The organism is Massilia niabensis (assembly GCF_042655085.1).
GTDB lineage: Bacteria > Pseudomonadota > Gammaproteobacteria > Burkholderiales > Burkholderiaceae_D > Telluria > Telluria niabensis.
On record NZ_JBHSMU010000016.1, the window covers coordinates 358759 to 378230 of the forward strand.

Genomic DNA, 19472 nt, shown 5'->3' on the forward strand with positions numbered 1-19472 from the left:
GTCTAACAAAACCGTCAGGGCAAGGCGCGGCGTCGAAGACAGTACGCCAGTACGGCGAGACGCTGCAACGCAGCCATGGCGGTTTTGTTAGGCGCGCAAAAAGACGGAGGCGCCGGGGCTACCAGTCGATGGGACCGGCGCGGCGGCGCCATTTTTCACGGTAGAGTAGCTAGCTCTCCGCTCCCTGCATACCCCACGCCGTCCAGCGGCCGGTGAGGTCAGTACGACAGATGTTTACTTGTCGTTTTTGCGGCTCTGCGAGCCGGCTTTTGCGTGCTGCTCCGGCGTACCGCCGCGGGTGCTCTTGCCACCCTGATTGCCACCTTGATTGCCACCTTCATTGCCGCCCTGGTTGCGACCGCTCTGCTGGTTGCCGCCACCACCGCTCTGGTTGTTGCCGTCGTTCTTGTGGCTCATCGAGCCGGCACGGCGTGCTTCTTCCGACGTGAACTCGTGGGCATTACCCGATGCGTGAGCAGCACGTCCGCCTTCGCTGGCGATTTCGCGCTGACGCTCCGGATCCATCGATGCGAAACCACGGTTGCTGGTGTCACCGCTCTGCTTGCTACCCTGGTTTCCACCGCCACCACCCTGATTGCCCTGGTTTCCGCCCTTGTTTCCGCCTTGATTGTTAGCTGCCATTGTTACCTCCTGTTATCAAGTGAAGTGCTCGCCAGAATCACTACTGCTTTCTGGCTGAGACAGGACCATCCTAGTCAGCACCGGCGCTGCTGACCACCCGGTGCACGCCGTGGGTCCGTAGGAGAAGGCCTTATGCAGACGTCAGTCGAGGCCGCCACTTTCACTGTAATTCTTGCGACAAGGAACGCCCTGTGAGCGGCATGGCATCAGGGCGCGACGTTCGACGGCCACGCACGCGACGCGCCATGCCTGCGCTCCGGGCTCGCGCGCTGGCGGCGCGTGGCGATGTCGCGCAGCAGCCCGGCCAGGTCTTCGCTGTCGATCGGCTTGACGAAGTGGAAGTCGAAACCGGCCTGGTTCGATGCGGCGCGGTCTTCGAGCCGGCCGTAGCCGGTGACCGCAATCAGGACCGCATCGCGCGTGGGCGGATTGGCGCGCAGGCATTGCGCCAGCGCCAGGCCGTTGATCTCGGGCAAGCCGATGTCGAGCAGGTAGACGTCGGCCGGGTCGGTTGCGGCAGCGATCAGCGCCGCCTGCGACCCGTGTTCGGTGCGCACCCGGTAGCCGCAAGCCTCGATCATCATCGACAGCATCTGGGCGGCGTCGACGTTGTCGTCGACCACCATCACCGAAAGGGGTGCGCTTGCGGTGGCCAGCGGCGAACGAGTCGGCGCAGGCGACAGCGCTTCGCTGCTGTCGGCCAGCGGAATCGATACCGTGAACCGGCTGCCCTGACCCGGACCGTCGCTATGGACGCGGATCGTACCACCGTGCAGCTCGACCAGCCGCTTGACGACGGCAAGGCCGATACCGAGCCCGCCCTGGGTGCGGTCGGAGCCGCGCTCGGCCTGGGCGAACAGCTCGAAGGCGCGCGTAATCAATTCCTCGCTCATGCCGATGCCGTTGTCGCTCACGCTCACCTGGGCACAAGATCCCTCGATGCGGGTCTCGACGTCGATGCGCCCGCCGGGCGGCGTGTATTTCACGGCATTGTTGAGGAGGTTGGCGAGCACCTGGATCAGGCGCTTGGCATCGCCGCACACGACCAGCGGCTGCGCTTGCGGGCGCACCTCGAGGTGGTGGCGGCGCGCCTGCAGCAGCGGCGTCACCTGCTCCACGGCCTGCGCCAGGATCGTGCGCATGTCGACGCGCTGCTTGTCGATCACCACCAGCCCGCGTGTGACGCGCGAGACGTCGAGCAGGTCGTCGACCAGGCTGGTCAGGTGTTTTACCTGGCGCAGGATCACGGCGCCGGTGCGTTTCACGCGCTCGACGTCGACGCTGGCGTGGCCCAGCAGTTCGGCCGCGACCATGATGGGCGCGAGCGGGTTGCGCAGTTCGTGCGCCAGCATCGCCAGGAACTCGTCCTTGCGGCGGTCGGCCTCGCGCAGGGCTTCCTCGGCCTTCAGGCGTTCGCTCATGTCGAGCAGGACCACCACCGCAGCTAGCACCTCGCCGTCGCGATCGCGGATGGGCGCGGCCGACAGCAGGACGACGCGGCGCTGGCGCTGCTCGTCGAAGGTTTCGATCTCGATCAGCTGGTGCGCCTGCGGCGTGCCGCGCAGCGCCTGCGCCAACGGCCACTCGTCGGGTGCGACCGGCTGGCCATGGCGATCGGAGCCGTCGGCCCACCATCCCCGCCACTCCGAGAAATCGACGGGCGCTTCTTTCGGCAGCCCCTCGCGCCCCCACAGGGCATCGTGGGCGGCATTCAGTTCGAGCACCTCGCCATTGCTGGCCACCACCGTAATGCCCACCGGCGCCGCCTCGAGCACGGCTTTCAAGCGCGCCCGGCCGGCTTCGGCCTGCAGCGCCGCATCGAGCGCTTCGCGCCGGCTCAAGTGCAGGGCCTCCTCCGCCCGCATCTGCTCGGTGACCTCGATGGTGACGTGATAAATGCAGAGCAGCTTGCCCTGCGCGTCGAAGATCGGGGTATTCACGGCATTCCAGAAGCGTTCGACAAACACTTCCGCCCCGCCTTCCCCAATCGTGCGGATCGGGTAGCGCTGGGTTGGCAGCGACTGGGGCTGGCCGGTTTCGATGACGCGCGCCAGGGCACGGCCGAGCGCGGCGACGCCGGTATCGTTCGGGTCGTTAGGGTCTTCCGGCAATGCCGCGAACAGGCGCTGGCCAACCAGCTGCTCGCGGGTATAGGCCACGTTGCGGAGAAAAGCCTCGTTGACGTCCAGGATCACCGGGTCGTCGCTTGGCGAGAAGATGCAGGCGCCGATTGGGGCACTGGCGAAAATCGTTTGGTAGAGAGCGGGGTCCAGCATTACACGGCCTTCGGGATGGCGAACTAGGGATCTAGGCTAGCCCACACATTCCGTCGCGCCCGTGCGCCACTTAACGAAATGACAAAAATGTCTGGCCCGGCATGGTGCCGGGCCCCGCTATCAGGCTGCTCAGCCTTTCTTGCGGCGGCGCGTCGCCATCAGCCCGGCCATGCACAGCGTCGGCAGCAGCAATGCCAGCGTCGACGGCTCCGGCACCTCGGCACTGATGACGAAGGTGTCGCCCGCGTTCAGGCCGCGGGTATCGAGCAGCCAGTTCGACGCGCCGTCCATGCCGAGCGGGTTACCGAAGTGGAACTCCGCCCATTCCGGGCTGGCAAAAGCGATGCTGGCGACGTTTTCACCATGTTTGAGCTCGCCGAGCGTGCCGAAGGTCGGCGTCACGCTGCCGGGCGCGGCGAACGAAATGCCGTTCAGCCGGAAGTGGAACTGGTTGAGCGCGGTGCCGCTCAGGTTGCGGACGATGGCGTTCAGGGTCAAAGGCCCCAGCAGATCTTCTTCCTCGATCGAAAAACGCAGCTTGGCGGCGTTGAAGTTTGCCAGGTCGAGGTCGAAGGACACCGCGCCTTGAGCGCTGTAGTCGGTGACCGTGTTGGCCGATGAACCGCTCGTGGTGAGGAGGACGGCGGCGTTGGCCGAGTTGGCCGAGGCGGCCAGCGTCAGGGTCGCAGCGAAGGCGACCGCAAATTGTTTGATGTGCATGTGTTTCCCCTGTTTTTTTGAATGGATTACAGCGGGCCCTTGGCCCAGGGACCGGCAATCGCGAAGGTGACGCCCGGCGTCTGGATGTTGACGAACAGGTAACGGCCGGTCGGATCGAAGCAGGCGCCGGCGAACTCGTTGGCGCGGCGGTCGCCCGCCAGGCTGGCCAGCTTGCCCGCGCCCTGCAGCTGGGCCTCGGTCAGCACGATGTTGTTCTTGGCGAAGATATAGGCATCGCCACCGTCGGTGATGCCCATCAGGCGCTGGCCGAAACCGAACTGGTCGGTCGCGGCGGTCGAGGCGTCTTCGCAGACGAGGATCGCGTTGCGCGGGCTGACGGTCAGGTTGTCGCCCATGTTGCCGACCAGCGGGCTCGGGCTCGAATAGATGCAGGTGAGGGTTTGCGTCGCCATGTCGAGTTCCCAGATCGCACCGCGCGACACGGCGCCGCCCGAGGTATCCATCACGTACATCTTGCCCTGCGCATACCAGATGCCTTCGCCGCGATTCATCCGCAGCGCACCCTGGGTCCAGCCCTGCACGAAGGGGCCGGCCGCATTCGTGATCGTGATGCCGGTCGGGCCCGTGGCGTTCCCGCGGTTCTGGTCCGGATCGGCGACGTTCACCCATTCCAGCTCGTACCGCGCGCTGATCGACGCGGTGCCGAGGTTGACGTTGGCCTGCCCCTTGACCTTGGCCATCTGCAGCACGCCACCCATCGCCAGCGAACCCGGCGCCCCGGTTTTGATGTCCGGAACATAGCGGTAAAAGCCCGACTTGCCGGACGAGTCTTCGGTCTGGTAGACGTCGCCGGTCGCCGGATCGACGGCGGCGGCTTCGTGCCCGAAACGGCCCATGCCGATGATCGGCTGGCCGGTGGTGCGGCTTGGGTCGGCCGTGACTTCGAATACATAACCGTGCTTGCGGCCCGAAGCGCTGACGGCGTCGGAACTGACTTCCTCGCAGGTCAGCCAGGTGCCCCATGGCGTAACGCCGCCGGCGCAATTGGTCTGGGTGCCGCCCAGGCTCGGGGTCATGCTGACCCAGTTGCCGTCGCGGAAAATCAGGTTGGTGGTGCCGCCGCCGAAGCGGTTGGTCGAGCCAACGGCATTCGCGCCCGCATCGTAGACGGCCGGCGCGTTGATGAAATTGGCGGCCGAGGTGGCGCCGATCTCATGATTGCGCACCAGCACCAGCTCGCTGCTGCGGCCAACCTTGCGCGACACGATGACACCCATGCCGTCATGGCCGCCCGGGCACGGCTTGCCGTCCGTCATGGTATCGCCGCGCCAGCCGAAGCTTTTATAGGTAAAGCCCGGCGGCAGTTGCAGCAGCGGCAGGCCGGTGGTCATGTCGTTGACCGGGCGGATCGGGCCGTAAGGGCTATCGATCAGCGTGGTCGAGCCGTTGGCAGCCTGGGTCTGCTGCGTTTGCATCGCAATGAAGGCGCCGACGAACGGTAGCGCGGAAGCGCCGGCCACGCCCTTGAGCAGGTTGCGCCGCGACGGCGAGATGTTCTTGTCTGTCATGCTGAGCATTCTCCGAAAGGTCAGTCGAACCGGTTGATCCGGCGACGGGATGGGGCGACCGGCCGCGTTGCCGTGGAGCCGGTCTCGCCACGCCAATGCAGCGCGGATGAGCCCATTACAACAGCCAAAAACTACCGCTCGATGACAACAAAATGACAAGATTAAATATTTGCTCAGCAGTGCTGGGGGGCTGGCGATGCCATGCCGAGGGCTACGCGTCATGCCTGGCGCTGGGCCTGGCTCGCAGGAGGTGGCGGGATTGTGCTTGAACTGCCGAGAATTGTTGCTATAATAGGCGGCTTCGTGAAAGCGAAGCATGCAGGAGAGATGGATGAGTGGTTTAAGTCGCACGCCTGGAAAGCGTGTGTAGGTTCATAGCCTACCGGGGGTTCGAATCCCCCTCTCTCCGCCAAGGATTCAAATCAGACAGTCCAGCCAGTTCCGACAAAGTCCAGAAAAAGCCCCTCTAGCCCCGTCTACAGGGGCTTTTTTGTTTTTCGTTGTCCGCCAACGTCCAGTTGAGCCCGCGCACATCCAACGCTTTCGGGGGTATCAAAAACAAGGAAGATACCCCGAGGCTCAAACCGATACCCCCAGATTTTGTCTAACGTGGTTTCCTACCTCTTAACGGAGACCGGACATGGCAGCCTCAGCTCCGCTGACCGAGATGCAAGTCAGAAACGCGAAACGGAAAGACAAGGCATACAAGCTCTACGATGGTGGCGGCCTCTACCTGCATGTCCTGCCAACCGGCTCCCGCATCTGGCGGCTCAAATTTCGTCAGTTCGACGGCAAGGAAAACCTGCTGACGTTCGGTCCCTACCCTGAGATCACGCTGCAGGACGCTCGAGAAAAGCGACTGGAGGCGCGCAGGCTCATGCTGCAGGGGATCGATCCTGCGAAGTACCGTGACGATGCCAAGCGCCTTACCGCAGAGCGCCTGAGGAACACGTTCGAGAAGATCGCGCGCGAGTGGTACGCCAACAAGGTACCGACCTGGAGCGATCGCACGGCCAAGAACATGATTGTACGGCTGGAAGCAGACATCTTTCCGTCTATCGGCTCGCGCCCTATCACGGAGCTCAAGCATCGTGAGATCATCGACACCCTGCGCAAGATTGAAGAACGGGGCGCAACCGAGATCGCCAAGCGCCTGAAGGCCGTGTGCTCACAGATCTTCAGCTATGCCATCCAATGCGGTCTTGCCGAACGCAACCTGGTTGCAGACATGAGAGACGTACTCAAGTCGCGCCGCGCGTCCCATTTCGCCGCTATCGATGCGGACGAACTGCCGACCTTTCTTGCCTCGCTGGAGCGCAACGAGGCGCGCATGTTTGAACCGACACGCATCGCCATGCGGTTGATGCTGCTGGTCTTCGTCCGGACCAGCGAGTTGATTGAGACGCCTTGGAGCGAGATCGACCTCGACAAGGGGGAATGGATCATTCCATGGCAGCGGATGAAACGCGGGAAGCTGACGGTCAACCCGGACACGACGAACCATCACGTGTGCCTGTCGCGGCAAGCCTTCACTCTACTGCGCGAGCTCCATGCGATTACGGGTGGCTCGAAGTACCTGTTCCCGAACCAGCGTGATCCCAAGAAGCCGATCAGCAATAACACTCTCCTGGTGGTACTCGAACGCATGGGATACAAGGGACGCATGACGGGGCACGGCTTCCGGGCGCTTGCGATGAGTACCATCAAGGAGCGCCTGGGCTACCGGCACGAGGTGGTCGATCGCCAACTGGCCCATGCCCCGAGGGACAAAGTCGCAAGTGCCTACGACCGCGCCCAGTTCCTCGCCGAGCGCAGGAAGATGATGCAGGACTGGGCTGACTATATCGACGCCCAGTCAAGGCATGCCGTAGTAACTGGTGGACGGTCGACATCGGCCTAGCTTCTATGTCCTCGGTATGGGCTGGGTGCCTGACGACGTTCAGGCGTCTCCGGCTTCAACGGCCCTTTATTTCGACGGTTCACCAACGTTCAGTTGCGATCATGTGCAGTCGCCGTTTGGAGGCTTACCATGGAGCGAGATCGATCTCGACAAGGGCGAGAGGATCATTCCATAGCAGCGCATGAAGCGCGGCAAGCTGACAGTCAATCTGGACAAGACGAACCATCATGTGTGCCTGTCGCGGCAGGCCCTTGCCTTGCTGCGCGAGCTGCATGCGATTACCGGTCGATCAACCTACCTGTTCCCGAACCAGCGCGACCCAAAGAGGCCGATCAGCAATAACACCATCCTGGTGGTGCTCGACCGCATGGGATATAAAGGACGAATGACGGGACATGGCTTTCGGGCGCTCGCGATGAGTACGATCAAGGAGCAGCTGGGCTATCGGCATGAAGTCGTGGACCGCCAGCTTGCCCATGCGCCAAGGGACAAGGTCGCATGGGCCTACGACCGGGCCCAGTTCCTCGCCGAGCGCAAGAAGATGATGCAGGACTGGGCCGACTACATTGACGCTCTGCCGCCACCCGTCGCTCAGCCAGCGGTTCGGCCTGCACGTTTGACCTGAACGCCCTTCATGACTGTTGCCGGCCGATCGACGGGCCGGCGTAACACCTAGCCACCAGCCACACCATATTCGTCCCTTCCTGGCGTAAGACCTTCGGGTTACTGAACGCTATCAGCGCCAGCTCTGCATGGGTGCGCAGCTGGAACGCAAGCCCGGCTTATGGCTCCGATATAAACGATGCCTCACCTTGATCCAGTCGATGAGAAATCGAAAACCCGGTGGGTATGCTGTCGTGACGTAATCGACTCGAAGAGTCGGGCAGGATAGGTGAAGTAGGCCCACCCGCGTAGCGTGTTGTCCTCCTTCCCTCCCCTTATTCGCACTGCGTGCTCAACGGGAATCCTGCTCTGCGAGGCCAGCCGGCTGCCGCCGGCCAAAAGCGAGGTGAACGATGAAAAGCCCGACGCGAAAGGACAGCCCTGCCATTAAGGTGTACTGCCAGCCAGACGAGCGTGCGCAACTGCAGGCCAAGGCTGCGGCCGCGCGTCATAGCGTGTCGAGCTACCTGCTGAATATCGCGCTGGGCTACGGGGTCCGCTCTGCGCAGGACCACCGACATGTTGAAGAATTCATTCGCGTCCACGGAGACCTCGGCCGTTTGGCCGGACTGTTCAAGCTATGGCTAACCAATGACGAGCGCACCGCGGAGGTCGGCGAATCGACAATCCGTGCTGTGCTGGAAAAGATCGAGGCGACACGGGAAGAGCTGCGCGACGTGATCCGCGCGTTGGTGACACCCGGTACCGGCCCCGACGAATTTTAGCGGCAAAATTCTCGGGCCTGATCATGATCGCCAAGCACATCCCCATGCATGCGGTGAACAAGAGCGGCTTTGCCAGCCTGGTGCGCTACCTGACGGATACACAGAGCAAACAGGAGCGGACGGGCGACATCCGGATGACCAACTGCATCGGCGACGACGTCGAAATGGCCACACTGGAAGTCCTGAATACGCAAGCGATGAACACGCGATCGCGGGCTGACAAGACCTACCACCTGATCCTCAGCTTCCGCGATGGCGAGGAGCCAGATGCTTCCCACCTGGCGTCGATCGAAGAGCGCATCTGCGATGCGCTTGGCTTCAGCGAACATCAGCGGGTCAGCGTGGTACACCACGACACCGACAACCGGCACCTGCACATTGCCATCAACAAGATCCACCCGACGCGCTTCACGATCCACGAGCCGTTCCACGCTTACCAGACACTCGCCCGCGCGTGCGACGATCGAGGACGAATTTGGCCTGCGCAAGGATAACCACATGCCGCGCAAGGTCGGCGCAGAGAACCGTGCGGCGGACATGGAGCACCATGCCGGCATTGAAAGCCTGCTCGGATGGATCCAGCGTGGATGCAAGGCGCAGATGCAGCGGGCGCAGTCGTGGGCGCAGCTGCATGCCGTCCTTTCCGTAAACGGTTTAGTTCTGCAGCCACGTGCCAATGGCCTTGTGATCACTGCGGAAGACGGAACCACCATCAAGGCCAGCTCGGTGGGCCGTGAATTTTCCAAGCCGAAGCTGGAACAGCGCTTTGGTCCCTTCCAGAGCGCGCCGGGGCAAAAGGATTCGTTGAAGACTAGGCGCCGGTATGAAAAGCGACCACTCGCCCTGCGCCCAGGTACAGAGAAGCTTTACGCTCAGTATCAGGCGGCGCAGGCGCAGGTAAAAACCGTTTGCGCGCGCGAGCGGGAACGGGTCCGTGATCGCAAGAAGCGGCGTATCGAGGCGGCCATGCGGAGCGTGCGCCTGAAGCGCGCCGCGCTGAAGCTCGTGAAAATACCGCGCCAGCCAAAGAAGCTGATGTACGGCGCGCTTACCAGTGCGCTACGAGACGAGATCTCGGAAATCAAGCGCGGGTCTAGGCAGGAGTACAAGAGCATCATCCAGAAGTTCCGCCAGCGCCAGTGGCTGGATTGGCTACGCCACCAGGCGGGCATCGGGAACTCGGATGCACTTGCCCTGCTTCGCTGGCGCAAGCCGGCATGCAACATGGATCGCGCTGGCATCAACGGGAGCACGCATCTCCAGCCGCGCTGTTCCGGTCGCCGTCACGACAGCGTGACCAAACAGGGAACGGTCATCTACCGGGTCGGCGCAGGTGCCGTCAGGGACGAGGGAAGCGCGCTTAGGGTCTCGCGCGGCGCGCATCAAGATGTGATAGAGGCAGCTTTACAAATGGCGCTCGAGCGGTTTGGAAGAAGGATCGTTGTCAAAGGGTCGGATGGCTTCAAGGAGCAGGTCGTACTTGCAGCAACGGCCGCAAAGCTGCCCATCGTGTTTGAGGATCCAGCGCTCGAACAGCGGCGTGTATGGCACGCGAACCCTCCCATTCCACGAGCACATCCGGTTTCGGACGTTGGTACACACGTACCTCCGACACGCAACAGGGCGACACCTGAACAGGTAAACGACCGGAACATCCGTGCACCTATTACAGGCGATTCTCAGAAGGGGAATCCCACGCATGCACGCGCCCGCCGATAACGCACAAGGTATGCCGAACCGGCAGAAAAAGTTTTTGAGGAGCTTGCCGTCGGATACAAATTAGCGGATGAACAACCTAAATTAGCGCCGCGCACGACCGATCTGTATCCTCACACCGCCTCGCATCGTGCGCGTGGCGCAGAATCGGCAACGCCGCCGCGTGACCGGATCGAGCGGCGCAAGCCGCTCAGTGTACGTCAGGTGACGACCCGAAGCAGACATCGATTAAAGAAGCAAGATGAAAATAATTGCAAAGGTTACAACATAATATGGAGGGGCTAGCCGTCATGGTGCCATTAGCGTTGGGTATCAAGCGGATACCAATCGCTAAAGGATGTGTCGCTAAAACTGCGCCTGTTTATGATGCTTTAAAGCAACGAAACTTAACTGAAGAAGTGACAATGTAATCTTTCTTAACACCTGTAGCCACATTACCGCACCGCAACATGTAAAATTTGTTGTTGCAAAGAAACTTCTTTGTTTCGTTGCCTAGCGGCTTGTTTAAGCTTCGAGCTGTCCTTTCCCTCTGCGAATTCGAATTTCCTAACAAAATGAAATCTTTGAAACCCTCCGTTGCCGCCGCTGCAGTCGCTCTATTCCTCGCTGCTTGCGGTGGTGGCAGCAGCGATGCTCCAGCGACGACTCCAGTTGCTACTACTCCGACCCCGCCGGTTGCGGCTCCGGCGCCTATCCCTACGCCCACCCCGGTTGTGACTCCTGCGGACATTCAGACCAGCGTTCCTACCCTCACCTACGCTGTGACTAGCGAAGAACACAAGTTCGTGACGCTGTACAACCAGTTCCGCGCTCGTGTTGGCCTCGGTCTGTTGACACAAAACCCTCTGTTGGACAAATCCGCAGGTAATCACCTGGCCTACGTCCTCAAGAACGACGTGAACACTGGGGGCACCGTCAACATGAACGCTGTCGATCCAGCAACGGGCCGTGCATGGTTCCACATTGAGCAGGGCGACAAGCCTCTGTTCACTGGCGTGCAAGAGATGGACCGCGCAAAATCGGTTGGATACGCTGGTACTGGCGTCGGTGAGCAAGGCTCTTTCGGTGGCGGCAAAGGCGCTCAGGCCGCTTTCGATAGCGTAACTTCGACCATCTATCACCGCGCCGGCCTAATGTTTCAAGCGAAGAGTGAAATCGGCATCGCCGTGGGGCAGGACCAATCGCAGACTTTCGTTTATGTGACTGGTCACCAGAAGCCTCAGGCGAACGCTAGCGACTTCTTCGGCGTATATCCAGTGGCCGATCAGACGGGCGTTGGACTGCACACTGGTGTCGAGTCGCCGAACCCGTTCCCTGACCTATCGACCGCCAATGCTGATTTCCCGACCAAGACCGGGTATCCGGTAACTGCAATGTCCAAGGAAGGCACGGCGCTTGAAGTCCTGTCGTTCACCTTGACGGAAGCAGGAAGCGCAACGCCACTCGATGCGCGGCTAATGACAAGGGACAATGACCCGAACCGTTATCTGCCTTCGAACTTCGCTTTTCTGGCCGCTAAGGCGCCGTTGAAAACGAGCACCACTTACACGGTCAAGTTTTCCGGCCGCGTGAGCAACGTGCTTGTGAACAAAGAATGGAATTTCACCACCCGTTCTTAACTAGTGATCAAAGGACAAATGCCGAGGCCTGGCGTCATTTTCGTACTGCGTGCTGACGTCTGCTTCTTGGCCGGTTGCAGACCTTGGGCTGCGTCCGCCTACGACCCAAAGCGGATGCTGCCGATCATGGCGTTCACAAGGAGCGGTCTCGGTCGCGTGCTATCCGTCGACCGTAACATGGGACGGCTCACCATTTTCTACGCAGCATGTGAACTGATGCCCTGCGCTATCCGTCAGGCAATCGAAAGACAAGTCCCAAACGTTTCGGGGATTTCCGGCAAGGGGAATCGACAGGCCTACGAATGCAAAAGCAGTTTTCCAGTGAGAAGGGAACGATCTCCCCGTCCACTTTTCGTATTCTTTGATGAGTAGTTTGCTGGCGAATGCAAAGGCAGCATCAGGGTCGTCGGTAAAGCGTCGGTAAAAATCAATTTGCTCGAGTGTCGGCTCCTCATCGCCCTGTGTGTCAATGATTACGGTGAACGGCCTGTCCCAAACGACAGTTTCGATTTCCCAATACGGTCCTGACTTCGTCTCCATGAGCAACGCCGTGCCGAACAATGGATGCTCGATACGTTTTGGGTTAGCGCCGAAGGCAAATCGTCTCAAAAAGTTTAGGTTCATATTTCCTCGCGCGGAATGACTGCTACTGGCCGGTTGCGGTCCTTCGGCTGGGACTTCTGGTCGGCCCTAAGCGGGCGTCTACGATAATAAATGGTAACAGGCTCCTTTGGACGATTTGCTTGTAACGGTGACTTTCCTGGATATAGAGGACGACATTATTTGCTGATTACTGGGGTAAACTGCGGTCGCAGAATTTGAACTAGAACACCATCCAAACCATGAACGATATCGACTTCGCTAAGCGTGTCTCGGCGCCAATCGGCCAGCTTTACGGCGAAGCTAAGCGCAGCCTGCACGAGTTTCCCAAGCATGCACTGACCCAGGCACGTGCTCTTGCCAGCTTGTGCTGCGAGATGCTCGGCGCCTCGATGCACAACGTCCAGCGCCCAGGCCTGGATGGCCAGATCACTGAATTGGGACGCACCCACCGCATTAACCCAGATACGTACGATCTGCTGCAACGCTTACGTCGCTGGGGCAACGCTGGCGCCCATCCTGAGCGCGCGATGCTCGATGAACAGCAATTCCCGACGATAGCCCGACAAGCGCTTACCGACGTGCTGGCACTGCTCGAAATCGTGTTTCGTCAGCAGCATCAGGGCGCTGCGGTGCCGGCCTATGAAGTCGTCGATGAGAGGCCCGATACGATGCGTGAGCTGTGCTACCGTGCATTGGTCAGCGGCAGCGCGCCAGACCAGTACCTGGTCGCGATCCATCTGGTCGACGAGGTCGCGGCCAGGATCAAAGAAGTCCGCGCCATCGAGTCGGGCCTCGAACTTTTTACAGTTCAGCGTGAAGTCGACGCGATGCGCTCGCGCGCCATTCTCCTCCTCGAGCACGCCAGTGATGCTGGATATGCACCTGCCCACTACGAGTACGCGCATGCGCTGCTCGAAGGCGCGCGAGGAGAAGGACACGACACCGAAGCTGCTCACCGGATGTGGATGGCCTGCCGGGAGGAATATCCAGAAGCGATGGCGTGGTACGGCAACGCCGTTCTGTATGGCTTGCATGGACACGAAGTCGACTACGGACAGGCCCGCGAATACCTCGAAAAGGCAGCAGCGCATGACAATCCAGGTGCGCTTACGCTGCTCTCGCGGATGTACCGCGATGGACTTGGCGTGCCGACTGACCCAGTTGCGGCGTTCACGATGACGCTGAAAGCTGCTGAGGCCGGCTTTCCCGCTGCCCAGTATGAAGTATCAGCTGCACTGTTCCAGGGCTCCGGCGTGGCCGCCGATGAAGCGCAGGGGCTGCGCTGGTTGGACCAGGCTGTCGGCAGTGGGTACGCCGTTGCGTTTGCCGTCAAAGCTGAGCTAATCCGAAAAGGCAAAGCTCCCGGCAGTGTCGCCGACGTTGAGCAACTGCTCATTGCAGCCATGCCGTCGTGGAACCGAGCGCGCTTAGACTTGGCTGATCTGTACATTGATAAAGAGGACTCAACCCATTTGGTTCGTGCCGCCTACCTAGTGCAGGAATGTTATGCGCAGGCGCTGCGTGACGACGACAAGCCGCTGGCCGACCTGTGCCGCGCGGGTGCGCCGGAATTGATCAAGCGACTCGAGGGTTCCATCCCAAGCGCGTCAGACGAACAGTTCAAAGAGGTACTAATGGCGCGCTTCATGTACGACGAGCGTGGATATCCATATCCGGATCGGCTGGCACGAGCGAAGCTGTTCCTCGAAACAGCCTCGGCGCTAGCAAACGTCAAAGGACTGGACCTTCGGCAAGAAGATCGGCTGACAAAGGTTCTCATGTCCGGCATGCGCGCTATGCAACCGGCGAAGCGGGGTTTGCGGCCGGCGCTTCCTCTTCCAGTCATACAGCGTCAGCTCGCGGTCAAAGTTGGGCGAAACGACCCGTGCCCATGTGGCAGCGGTCATAAGTTCAAACAGTGCTGCGCTTGAGGCGCAGCGGCGTCATGCTGCCGAGCCGGTGTCGCGTGCGTTAGGAGTGCACCAACCGTTGCTTACGGCCGTGGAAGCAGTGCAATTGCACTGTCTGCTTCTGGCCGCTTGCGGACCGTCACGTACAGGTAATGACGGTGCGACATCGCGCAGAGTTGACGGCAAAGTCCAGTCACTATCTCGCAATAACGGAATCCGTCATCCAGTAGCAGATTAAAGCTGGATCGGCCGCTCGTGCGTTCACGCACCAATGAACTGCGCAACATATCGCTATTGCTATAACTGTTGAGAGGACCTCCCTTCGGCCAAATACGCGAGGTCGTCTGCCGCACTGAGGACAGGTCGTTACAAAGGTCGTAACGTACCCGCAATTAACGCATGATTGGAGAGCCATTCGTAGTCTTCACTGGACCAAAGTGGGCACACCTACGTGCCAATAGCAGCCCATTATACGAAAGAGATGTTGTCAGAAACTCACCAATTGTTGCTGAGCGACCGCCTATAGTGGCGCTCCCCTGACCAGTTACTGGACCCCGTAGCTGTCTGCTAGCGACCCGAAGCAGACGTTTTCAAACACTGCTAGTCCACCTGTTGTCTTGCTAGTATTCGAGTATCTCTTTGGCACGTAGGTTGCCCAGGGCAGCCGCAGCACGAAGCCAAATCAGTTCCTGTTCTGTACCTTGCACGCCGTCTTGTTCCGAAAATTCAACCATCGCTTCGGTGTTTCCTAATGCCGCCGCTAGTGCTAGCTTTTCAACCCAATCAGGCGAGCCCTTATCCACGCGATTCGTTTCACAGATTTGCCAAAGCGCAAAGCCGCTACCTAACGATGCAGCTCTTTGCCAAAAAGAGAGAGCATCATGTTCGGTTGTCTCAAACCAATAAGCGTACGTACTGCATACATTTCCAGCGTCGCACAGGTCATCCGCGTCGGTGAGCATTGGATGTAGGGCTTTGGCGCGCGCAGCCCACAATCTCGCCAATGCAATGTCCCGTTCGTCGTGACCACCGGTATCGTGCAAATACACCATACAAAGCATGGCCAAATAGCAGCTCTTATCGGCCAGATCGGACAGAAGTCGTACTCCCAATTTCGCCAATTCGGCATCTTCGTCACACGCAAGCAAGTAAGCCGCTTCCGCCGCCGCTCGATAGCTCATTTCGCCCCCTCATTGGGTATAAATAACGTCCGCTTTTGGCCGGTTGCGGACCTATTGTAACGTCCGCTAACGACCTATTGCGTTGAAAAAGTCTTAGGCAAGAGCAGTCCTGATGAAGTGACTGTACAGGAAAGATGAGTCACGTAGCGGATGCTGGGTTCGCTCAACTAATTACTAGTTCCATGTCTTGTTTTGTCAGAAGCAGTTTTTTGGCCATTCGTCGAAGATTTTGGGCCGTTGCTGCCAGTAGAAACTCATCATGGGCACCGCTGGGGCCACGCAAGCGCAATTGGCCGAGTTTAAGGATGCGTTTAAGGTGGGCAAATAGCATTTCCACCTTCTTTCGTTCTCGGCGTGATTGGCGATAAGCCTCAGTTTTTCCGATAGCACGGGCGATGTCGCGGGCAGGTTCTTGCGGACTGCGGTCGATCTTTCGGGCGACCATGTTGGGACAGCATTTCGCTTTCAGTTCGCAAACCTGGCAATCCTTGACGCTGGCCCGATAGCGGAACGGCGTTTTTGCCTGGCCCCGCTGAGGCGGTCGGAGGTGTTTGCCGGCAGGGCAAACATAACGGTTGTTTTCGGCGTCGAAGAAGAATTCGCTACGACCGAAAGTGCCATCGTGGTGCTCGGACTTATCCCATACCGGAACGTGCGGGACGATCCCTTTTTCGTCGACAAGCCAACCCAGCATCGCAGCAACACCATAGTTCGTATCGCCCACCAGGCGCCGCGGTTTGATCGCAAATTTTTCCTCGACGCGATCGATCATGATTTTGGTGGCTTCGACTTCCGCCATTTTATTGACAGCCGATGCCTCGACGTCGACAATTAGTCCCGCTTTCAGATCGATCAGATAATTCGTCGAGTAAGCAAAAATAGCCGGTCCAGCAGCGGCAGTCCAGGTCGATGCCGGGTCAGTGAGGGAGATTCTTTTCGGGGCAGGCGCCACTGGATTGGCCTGTTCCAACGCGGCCAAATATTCGCGCACCGGCCGGCTTGCCTGCTCCGGGTCACCCCAGTCGATACCGGCATTACCCGGGCAAGAGCGTTGTCGCTGGGCATCGGCTTTGATCATGCTGGCGTCGGTCGCAAAACCCTCGCCTTGCACCAAACCCTCGGCCATGCAGCGTCGAAGCACTGAATCGAACAGCTTTCGAAAGGCGTCGTGATCGCGAAAACGATCATGTCGATTCTTGGAGAAGCTCGAGTGATCGGGTACCTTGTCTTTCAGGCCGAGGCGGCAGAACCAGCGGTACGCCAGGTTCATGCTGACTTCTTCGCACAGCCGCCGTTCCGACCGGATCCCGTAGCAGTAGCCGATGATCAGCATACGCGCCATCAGTTCAGGATCGATCGACGGCCGGCCAGTATGGCTGTATGAATCAGCGAGATTCGCACGAAATCCGCTAAGGTCGAGGTAGCGGTCTACCGCCCTCAACAAGTGGTCTTCGGGAACATATTCGTCTAGACTGACCGATACGAATAGCTCCCGTTTTGTTGCTTGGCGTCCCATCATCGCGACCTCCGTATCCGTGACCAGTTAGACAGCGACAGGTCAACGAAATCGCGAGCTCAAGCGGACTTTTTCAACGCAATAGACCCGAAGTGGATCATTACAGGCGTTTCTCAGCCAGGCGCGATCGCCCGAATGCCAATGGCTGCGATACTGCGGTCAGCACTTTACAGTGCACCCGTGGATGGGGGAGATACAATATCTTCTTCAGCTAACGCTTTAAACCGGCCTCCACACGCTCGCGCGGCAACCACCCCAAGCGGTTACCGTCGACGTTATGGATATACAGATGCTCGGCTGTTTCCGTAGCGCCGGTAGTGGTCGGTGACTGTCCTGACGGGTCCTGCAGATCAGCCACAACCGTGCCATCTTCGGTGAGCGCAAGAACATGTCCAAATGGTTTAGGCATTGACCACATGAAGCGCGGGATGCGAAGAATCACCTTCCGCAGGAACGGACGGTCAGCCAACTGGTCCAGTACATTGCGCTGTCCGGCCAGACCCAGCCAGATTCGGCCATGCAAGCCACGCGTGAGATTGTCCGGATAGGCCGGCAGATTATCTAGTACTACACGTGCCGACTCCGACGGTTTGGACAGGTCGAGCCGATCGGCAGAAATTGCAATCTCCCATATCCGATACCGGCCACTTTCGCTGACCAGCAACCGCCTCTCGTCAGCGCTAAGCACGACGCCATTCGGAAGGCTCAGCCCGTGCGCAATGATACGGACGTGCTTTGTCTGGGGGTCGTATTCCACTACACGACCGCTGGCCGACTGCTCAAAAACTTCAAGCATTGCCGCCTCGCTTGTTGAGGCCCAGCGCGCGGCGGGAAAACGTGTAGAGGAATCCGTGATATAGATTCTGCCATTCGTGGCCACGGTCACCGAATTTGGAAAGGAGATCTGCGTATCGGAGGCGGCGCGAAGCAATACGGTTTGCTCCCCATTTCCCGCAACGGACAATAATCCTCGGAAGGCATCTGCGACGATCAGGTTCCCTTGCGCGTCGGTGGCCAGTCCTAACGGCCTGCCTCCCGTGTTGACGAATACTTCCGGAGCTCCGCCATGGCGTGCGATGCGCAGAATGTTGCCGCCCACGACGCCCAAGTAGAGCTTGCCATCGGATGCCAGCGTCACGCTCTCCGGTCCCACCCCGCCCTTCAAGTCGATGTTCTCAATGTTGGCCAATGTGCTGTTCTCGGCATACGCGCCTATCACGCTGTTCGATGTTGGTGCTTGCCAGGAGACTGGCTGGATTGGCACCGGCCAAAAGGCAAGATACGCCGCGAGAGCAAGTACAAGAACCATTGGTGTCGAAAAAACCTTTTTCATGAATTGTAAGGTTGAGTGATGTTTGCCCGGTAGTGTTACCGGTTCGGCGAACCTAGGGCGACTGTCTGCCCTTATCATCGGGACAGGCGGCTTTCAACCCATTGCGGACCTGTCTTGGTGCACCGTTTCGTCTCCGCGAAGTCACTGCCGCGTGCGTTTAGCTTTTTTGGGTGAAAGAAGTCCCATGCAGCTTCAGCCACCTCGAGGTCAGCGTTCTGCAACCCAGTCAACCAGTTGATGAAACGTGGATAACGCTTAAGGCGGCTGGGCTCCGCATGCCCGGCACCCTCGATCCTGTAGAGCCCGACCTGGAGCTCCTCGGGCGCCTCTCCCCACATGAAGCGAGTGACAGCGGTTCGGGCCTGCGGGTCATGTTTCGCAATCCTCAGGACATTGGGCTTATCCGGCAATTGCGCCAATTCTCGCCACGCCTGAACAGTATTTTCTATGCTTCGCACCGGTTCGGCAAACCTGAGCGCATACCAGGGCTTGCCGCCGTGGTAGCGGATTAATGGATCTGCCGTACAACCGAAGATGAGCGCCGGCAATGGCGACATAGGCATCTTGCCGCGGCCAGGAGGCGGCATACCCGCCAGCACGACGGAGAATGCGGCCAGCCTGTGAGGAATTTCGATCGCCATGCGGTAAGCCATCCAGCCACCGCGCGACACGCCCATGACGTATACGCGGTTGGGGTCGACTCCGTGCGTGGCAATCGCATGCTCGATCAGGGCCTCAACGAATGCAACGTCGTTTTTCCGGGCCACTCGCACGCTTGAGGCGAAGCAGTCGCTCCAGCCACCTTTACCCGCGTCCGGCGCGATAACGACGGAGTGCTCCCGCTCTGCAATTTCCAGCCACAGGGAAAGCGGCGATGGTGGGAACGCAAGTCCCAGCACTTGTTCTGCCGATGCACCGGCGCCGTGCAGTACGATGACTAGCGCCTTTTTGCCCGGCACTCCATTGGGCGATACCGCGATCAGGTAACGGCGCCTGCCCTCTGGGCGCTCGATCACTGCTTTCACTGGCACGAGAGCAGGCCCCTTGCTCTCGTTAGTCCCGAATAAGATGGCGCGGACACTTGCCTGCACGTCGGCATAGCTGAGCATTTTTTTTCTCATGTTGTTATTTTCGTTCAG

The 19472-nt window shown here is 59.7% G+C and carries 16 protein-coding genes and 1 tRNA gene; 8 read left to right on the plus strand and 9 right to left on the minus strand.

Going from position 1 to position 19472, the window contains the following annotated elements; all coding sequences use genetic code 11:
* Positions 1-234: 234 nt before the first annotated feature.
* From ACFPN5_RS22490 to ACFPN5_RS22505, 4 genes are all read right to left on the minus strand, one after another.
* Positions 235-642, minus strand: a complete 408-nt coding sequence (locus tag ACFPN5_RS22490) for a KGG domain-containing protein (protein WP_379786065.1) — start codon at positions 640-642, stop codon at positions 235-237.
* 206 nt (positions 643-848) lie between these two features.
* The gene (locus ACFPN5_RS22495; RefSeq protein WP_379786066.1) at positions 849-2918 is read right to left on the minus strand and encodes a PAS domain-containing hybrid sensor histidine kinase/response regulator; all 2070 of its coding nucleotides are present in this window, start codon (positions 2916-2918) and stop codon (positions 849-851) included.
* A gap of 129 nt (positions 2919-3047) precedes the next feature.
* Positions 3048-3638, minus strand: coding sequence for a PEP-CTERM sorting domain-containing protein (locus ACFPN5_RS22500; protein ID WP_379786067.1), 591 nt, complete (start codon positions 3636-3638; stop codon positions 3048-3050).
* Positions 3639-3664: 26 nt separating this feature from the next.
* Entirely contained in the window at positions 3665-5167 is a 1503-nt protein-coding gene (locus tag ACFPN5_RS22505; protein WP_379786068.1) for a PhoX family protein, read from the minus strand.
* Between the two features lie 321 nt (positions 5168-5488).
* On the opposite strand from ACFPN5_RS22505, the gene ACFPN5_RS22510 reads away from it, so the two are divergent.
* The 7 genes from ACFPN5_RS22510 to ACFPN5_RS22540 all read left to right on the plus strand — a co-directional run bounded on the left by ACFPN5_RS22510 (position 5489) and on the right by ACFPN5_RS22540 (position 11790).
* Positions 5489-5579 (plus strand) — tRNA-Ser (locus tag ACFPN5_RS22510).
* A gap of 228 nt (positions 5580-5807) precedes the next feature.
* A complete protein-coding gene (locus tag ACFPN5_RS22515) occupies positions 5808-7067 on the plus strand; it encodes a tyrosine-type recombinase/integrase (protein ID WP_379786069.1) in 1260 nt (419 codons plus the stop codon).
* A gap of 181 nt (positions 7068-7248) precedes the next feature.
* A complete protein-coding gene (locus ACFPN5_RS22520) occupies positions 7249-7692 on the plus strand; it encodes a tyrosine-type recombinase/integrase (RefSeq protein WP_379786070.1) in 444 nt (147 codons plus the stop codon).
* 391 nt (positions 7693-8083) lie between these two features.
* Entirely contained in the window at positions 8084-8455 is a 372-nt protein-coding gene (gene traJ, locus ACFPN5_RS22525; protein ID WP_379786071.1) for a conjugal transfer transcriptional regulator TraJ, read from the plus strand.
* Positions 8456-8478: 23 nt separating this feature from the next.
* Positions 8479-8949 (plus strand): relaxase/mobilization nuclease domain-containing protein, encoded by a 471-nt coding sequence (locus tag ACFPN5_RS22530; protein ID WP_379786072.1) that lies wholly within the window; start codon positions 8479-8481, stop codon positions 8947-8949.
* 4 nt (positions 8950-8953) lie between these two features.
* Positions 8954-10174, plus strand: coding sequence for a TraI/MobA(P) family conjugative relaxase (gene traI / locus ACFPN5_RS22535; RefSeq protein WP_379786073.1), 1221 nt, complete (start codon positions 8954-8956; stop codon positions 10172-10174).
* 782 nt (positions 10175-10956) lie between these two features.
* Positions 10957-11790, plus strand: coding sequence for a CAP domain-containing protein (locus ACFPN5_RS22540; protein WP_379786074.1), 834 nt, complete (start codon positions 10957-10959; stop codon positions 11788-11790).
* A 159-nt stretch (positions 11791-11949) separates the two neighbouring features.
* On the opposite strand, the gene ACFPN5_RS22545 is transcribed toward ACFPN5_RS22540, so the two are convergent.
* The gene (locus ACFPN5_RS22545; RefSeq protein ID WP_379786075.1) at positions 11950-12414 is read right to left on the minus strand and encodes a hypothetical protein; all 465 of its coding nucleotides are present in this window, start codon (positions 12412-12414) and stop codon (positions 11950-11952) included.
* Between the two features lie 218 nt (positions 12415-12632).
* Between ACFPN5_RS22545 and ACFPN5_RS22550 the strand changes: the two genes are divergently transcribed.
* Positions 12633-14324, plus strand: a complete 1692-nt coding sequence (locus ACFPN5_RS22550) for an SEC-C metal-binding domain-containing protein (protein ID WP_379786076.1) — start codon at positions 12633-12635, stop codon at positions 14322-14324.
* A gap of 599 nt (positions 14325-14923) precedes the next feature.
* Here ACFPN5_RS22550 and ACFPN5_RS22555 read toward each other — a convergent pair.
* The 4 genes from ACFPN5_RS22555 to ACFPN5_RS22570 all read right to left on the minus strand — a co-directional run bounded on the left by ACFPN5_RS22555 (position 14924) and on the right by ACFPN5_RS22570 (position 19454).
* The gene (locus ACFPN5_RS22555; RefSeq protein ID WP_379786077.1) at positions 14924-15484 is read right to left on the minus strand and encodes a hypothetical protein; all 561 of its coding nucleotides are present in this window, start codon (positions 15482-15484) and stop codon (positions 14924-14926) included.
* A 163-nt stretch (positions 15485-15647) separates the two neighbouring features.
* Positions 15648-17003, minus strand: coding sequence for a transposase (locus tag ACFPN5_RS22560; RefSeq protein WP_379786078.1), 1356 nt, complete (start codon positions 17001-17003; stop codon positions 15648-15650).
* Between the two features lie 208 nt (positions 17004-17211).
* Positions 17212-18333 (minus strand): SMP-30/gluconolactonase/LRE family protein, encoded by a 1122-nt coding sequence (locus ACFPN5_RS22565; protein ID WP_379786079.1) that lies wholly within the window; start codon positions 18331-18333, stop codon positions 17212-17214.
* A gap of 74 nt (positions 18334-18407) precedes the next feature.
* A complete protein-coding gene (locus ACFPN5_RS22570; protein WP_379786080.1) occupies positions 18408-19454 on the minus strand; it encodes a CE1 family esterase in 1047 nt (348 codons plus the stop codon).
* Between the last annotated feature and the right edge of the window lie 18 nt (positions 19455-19472).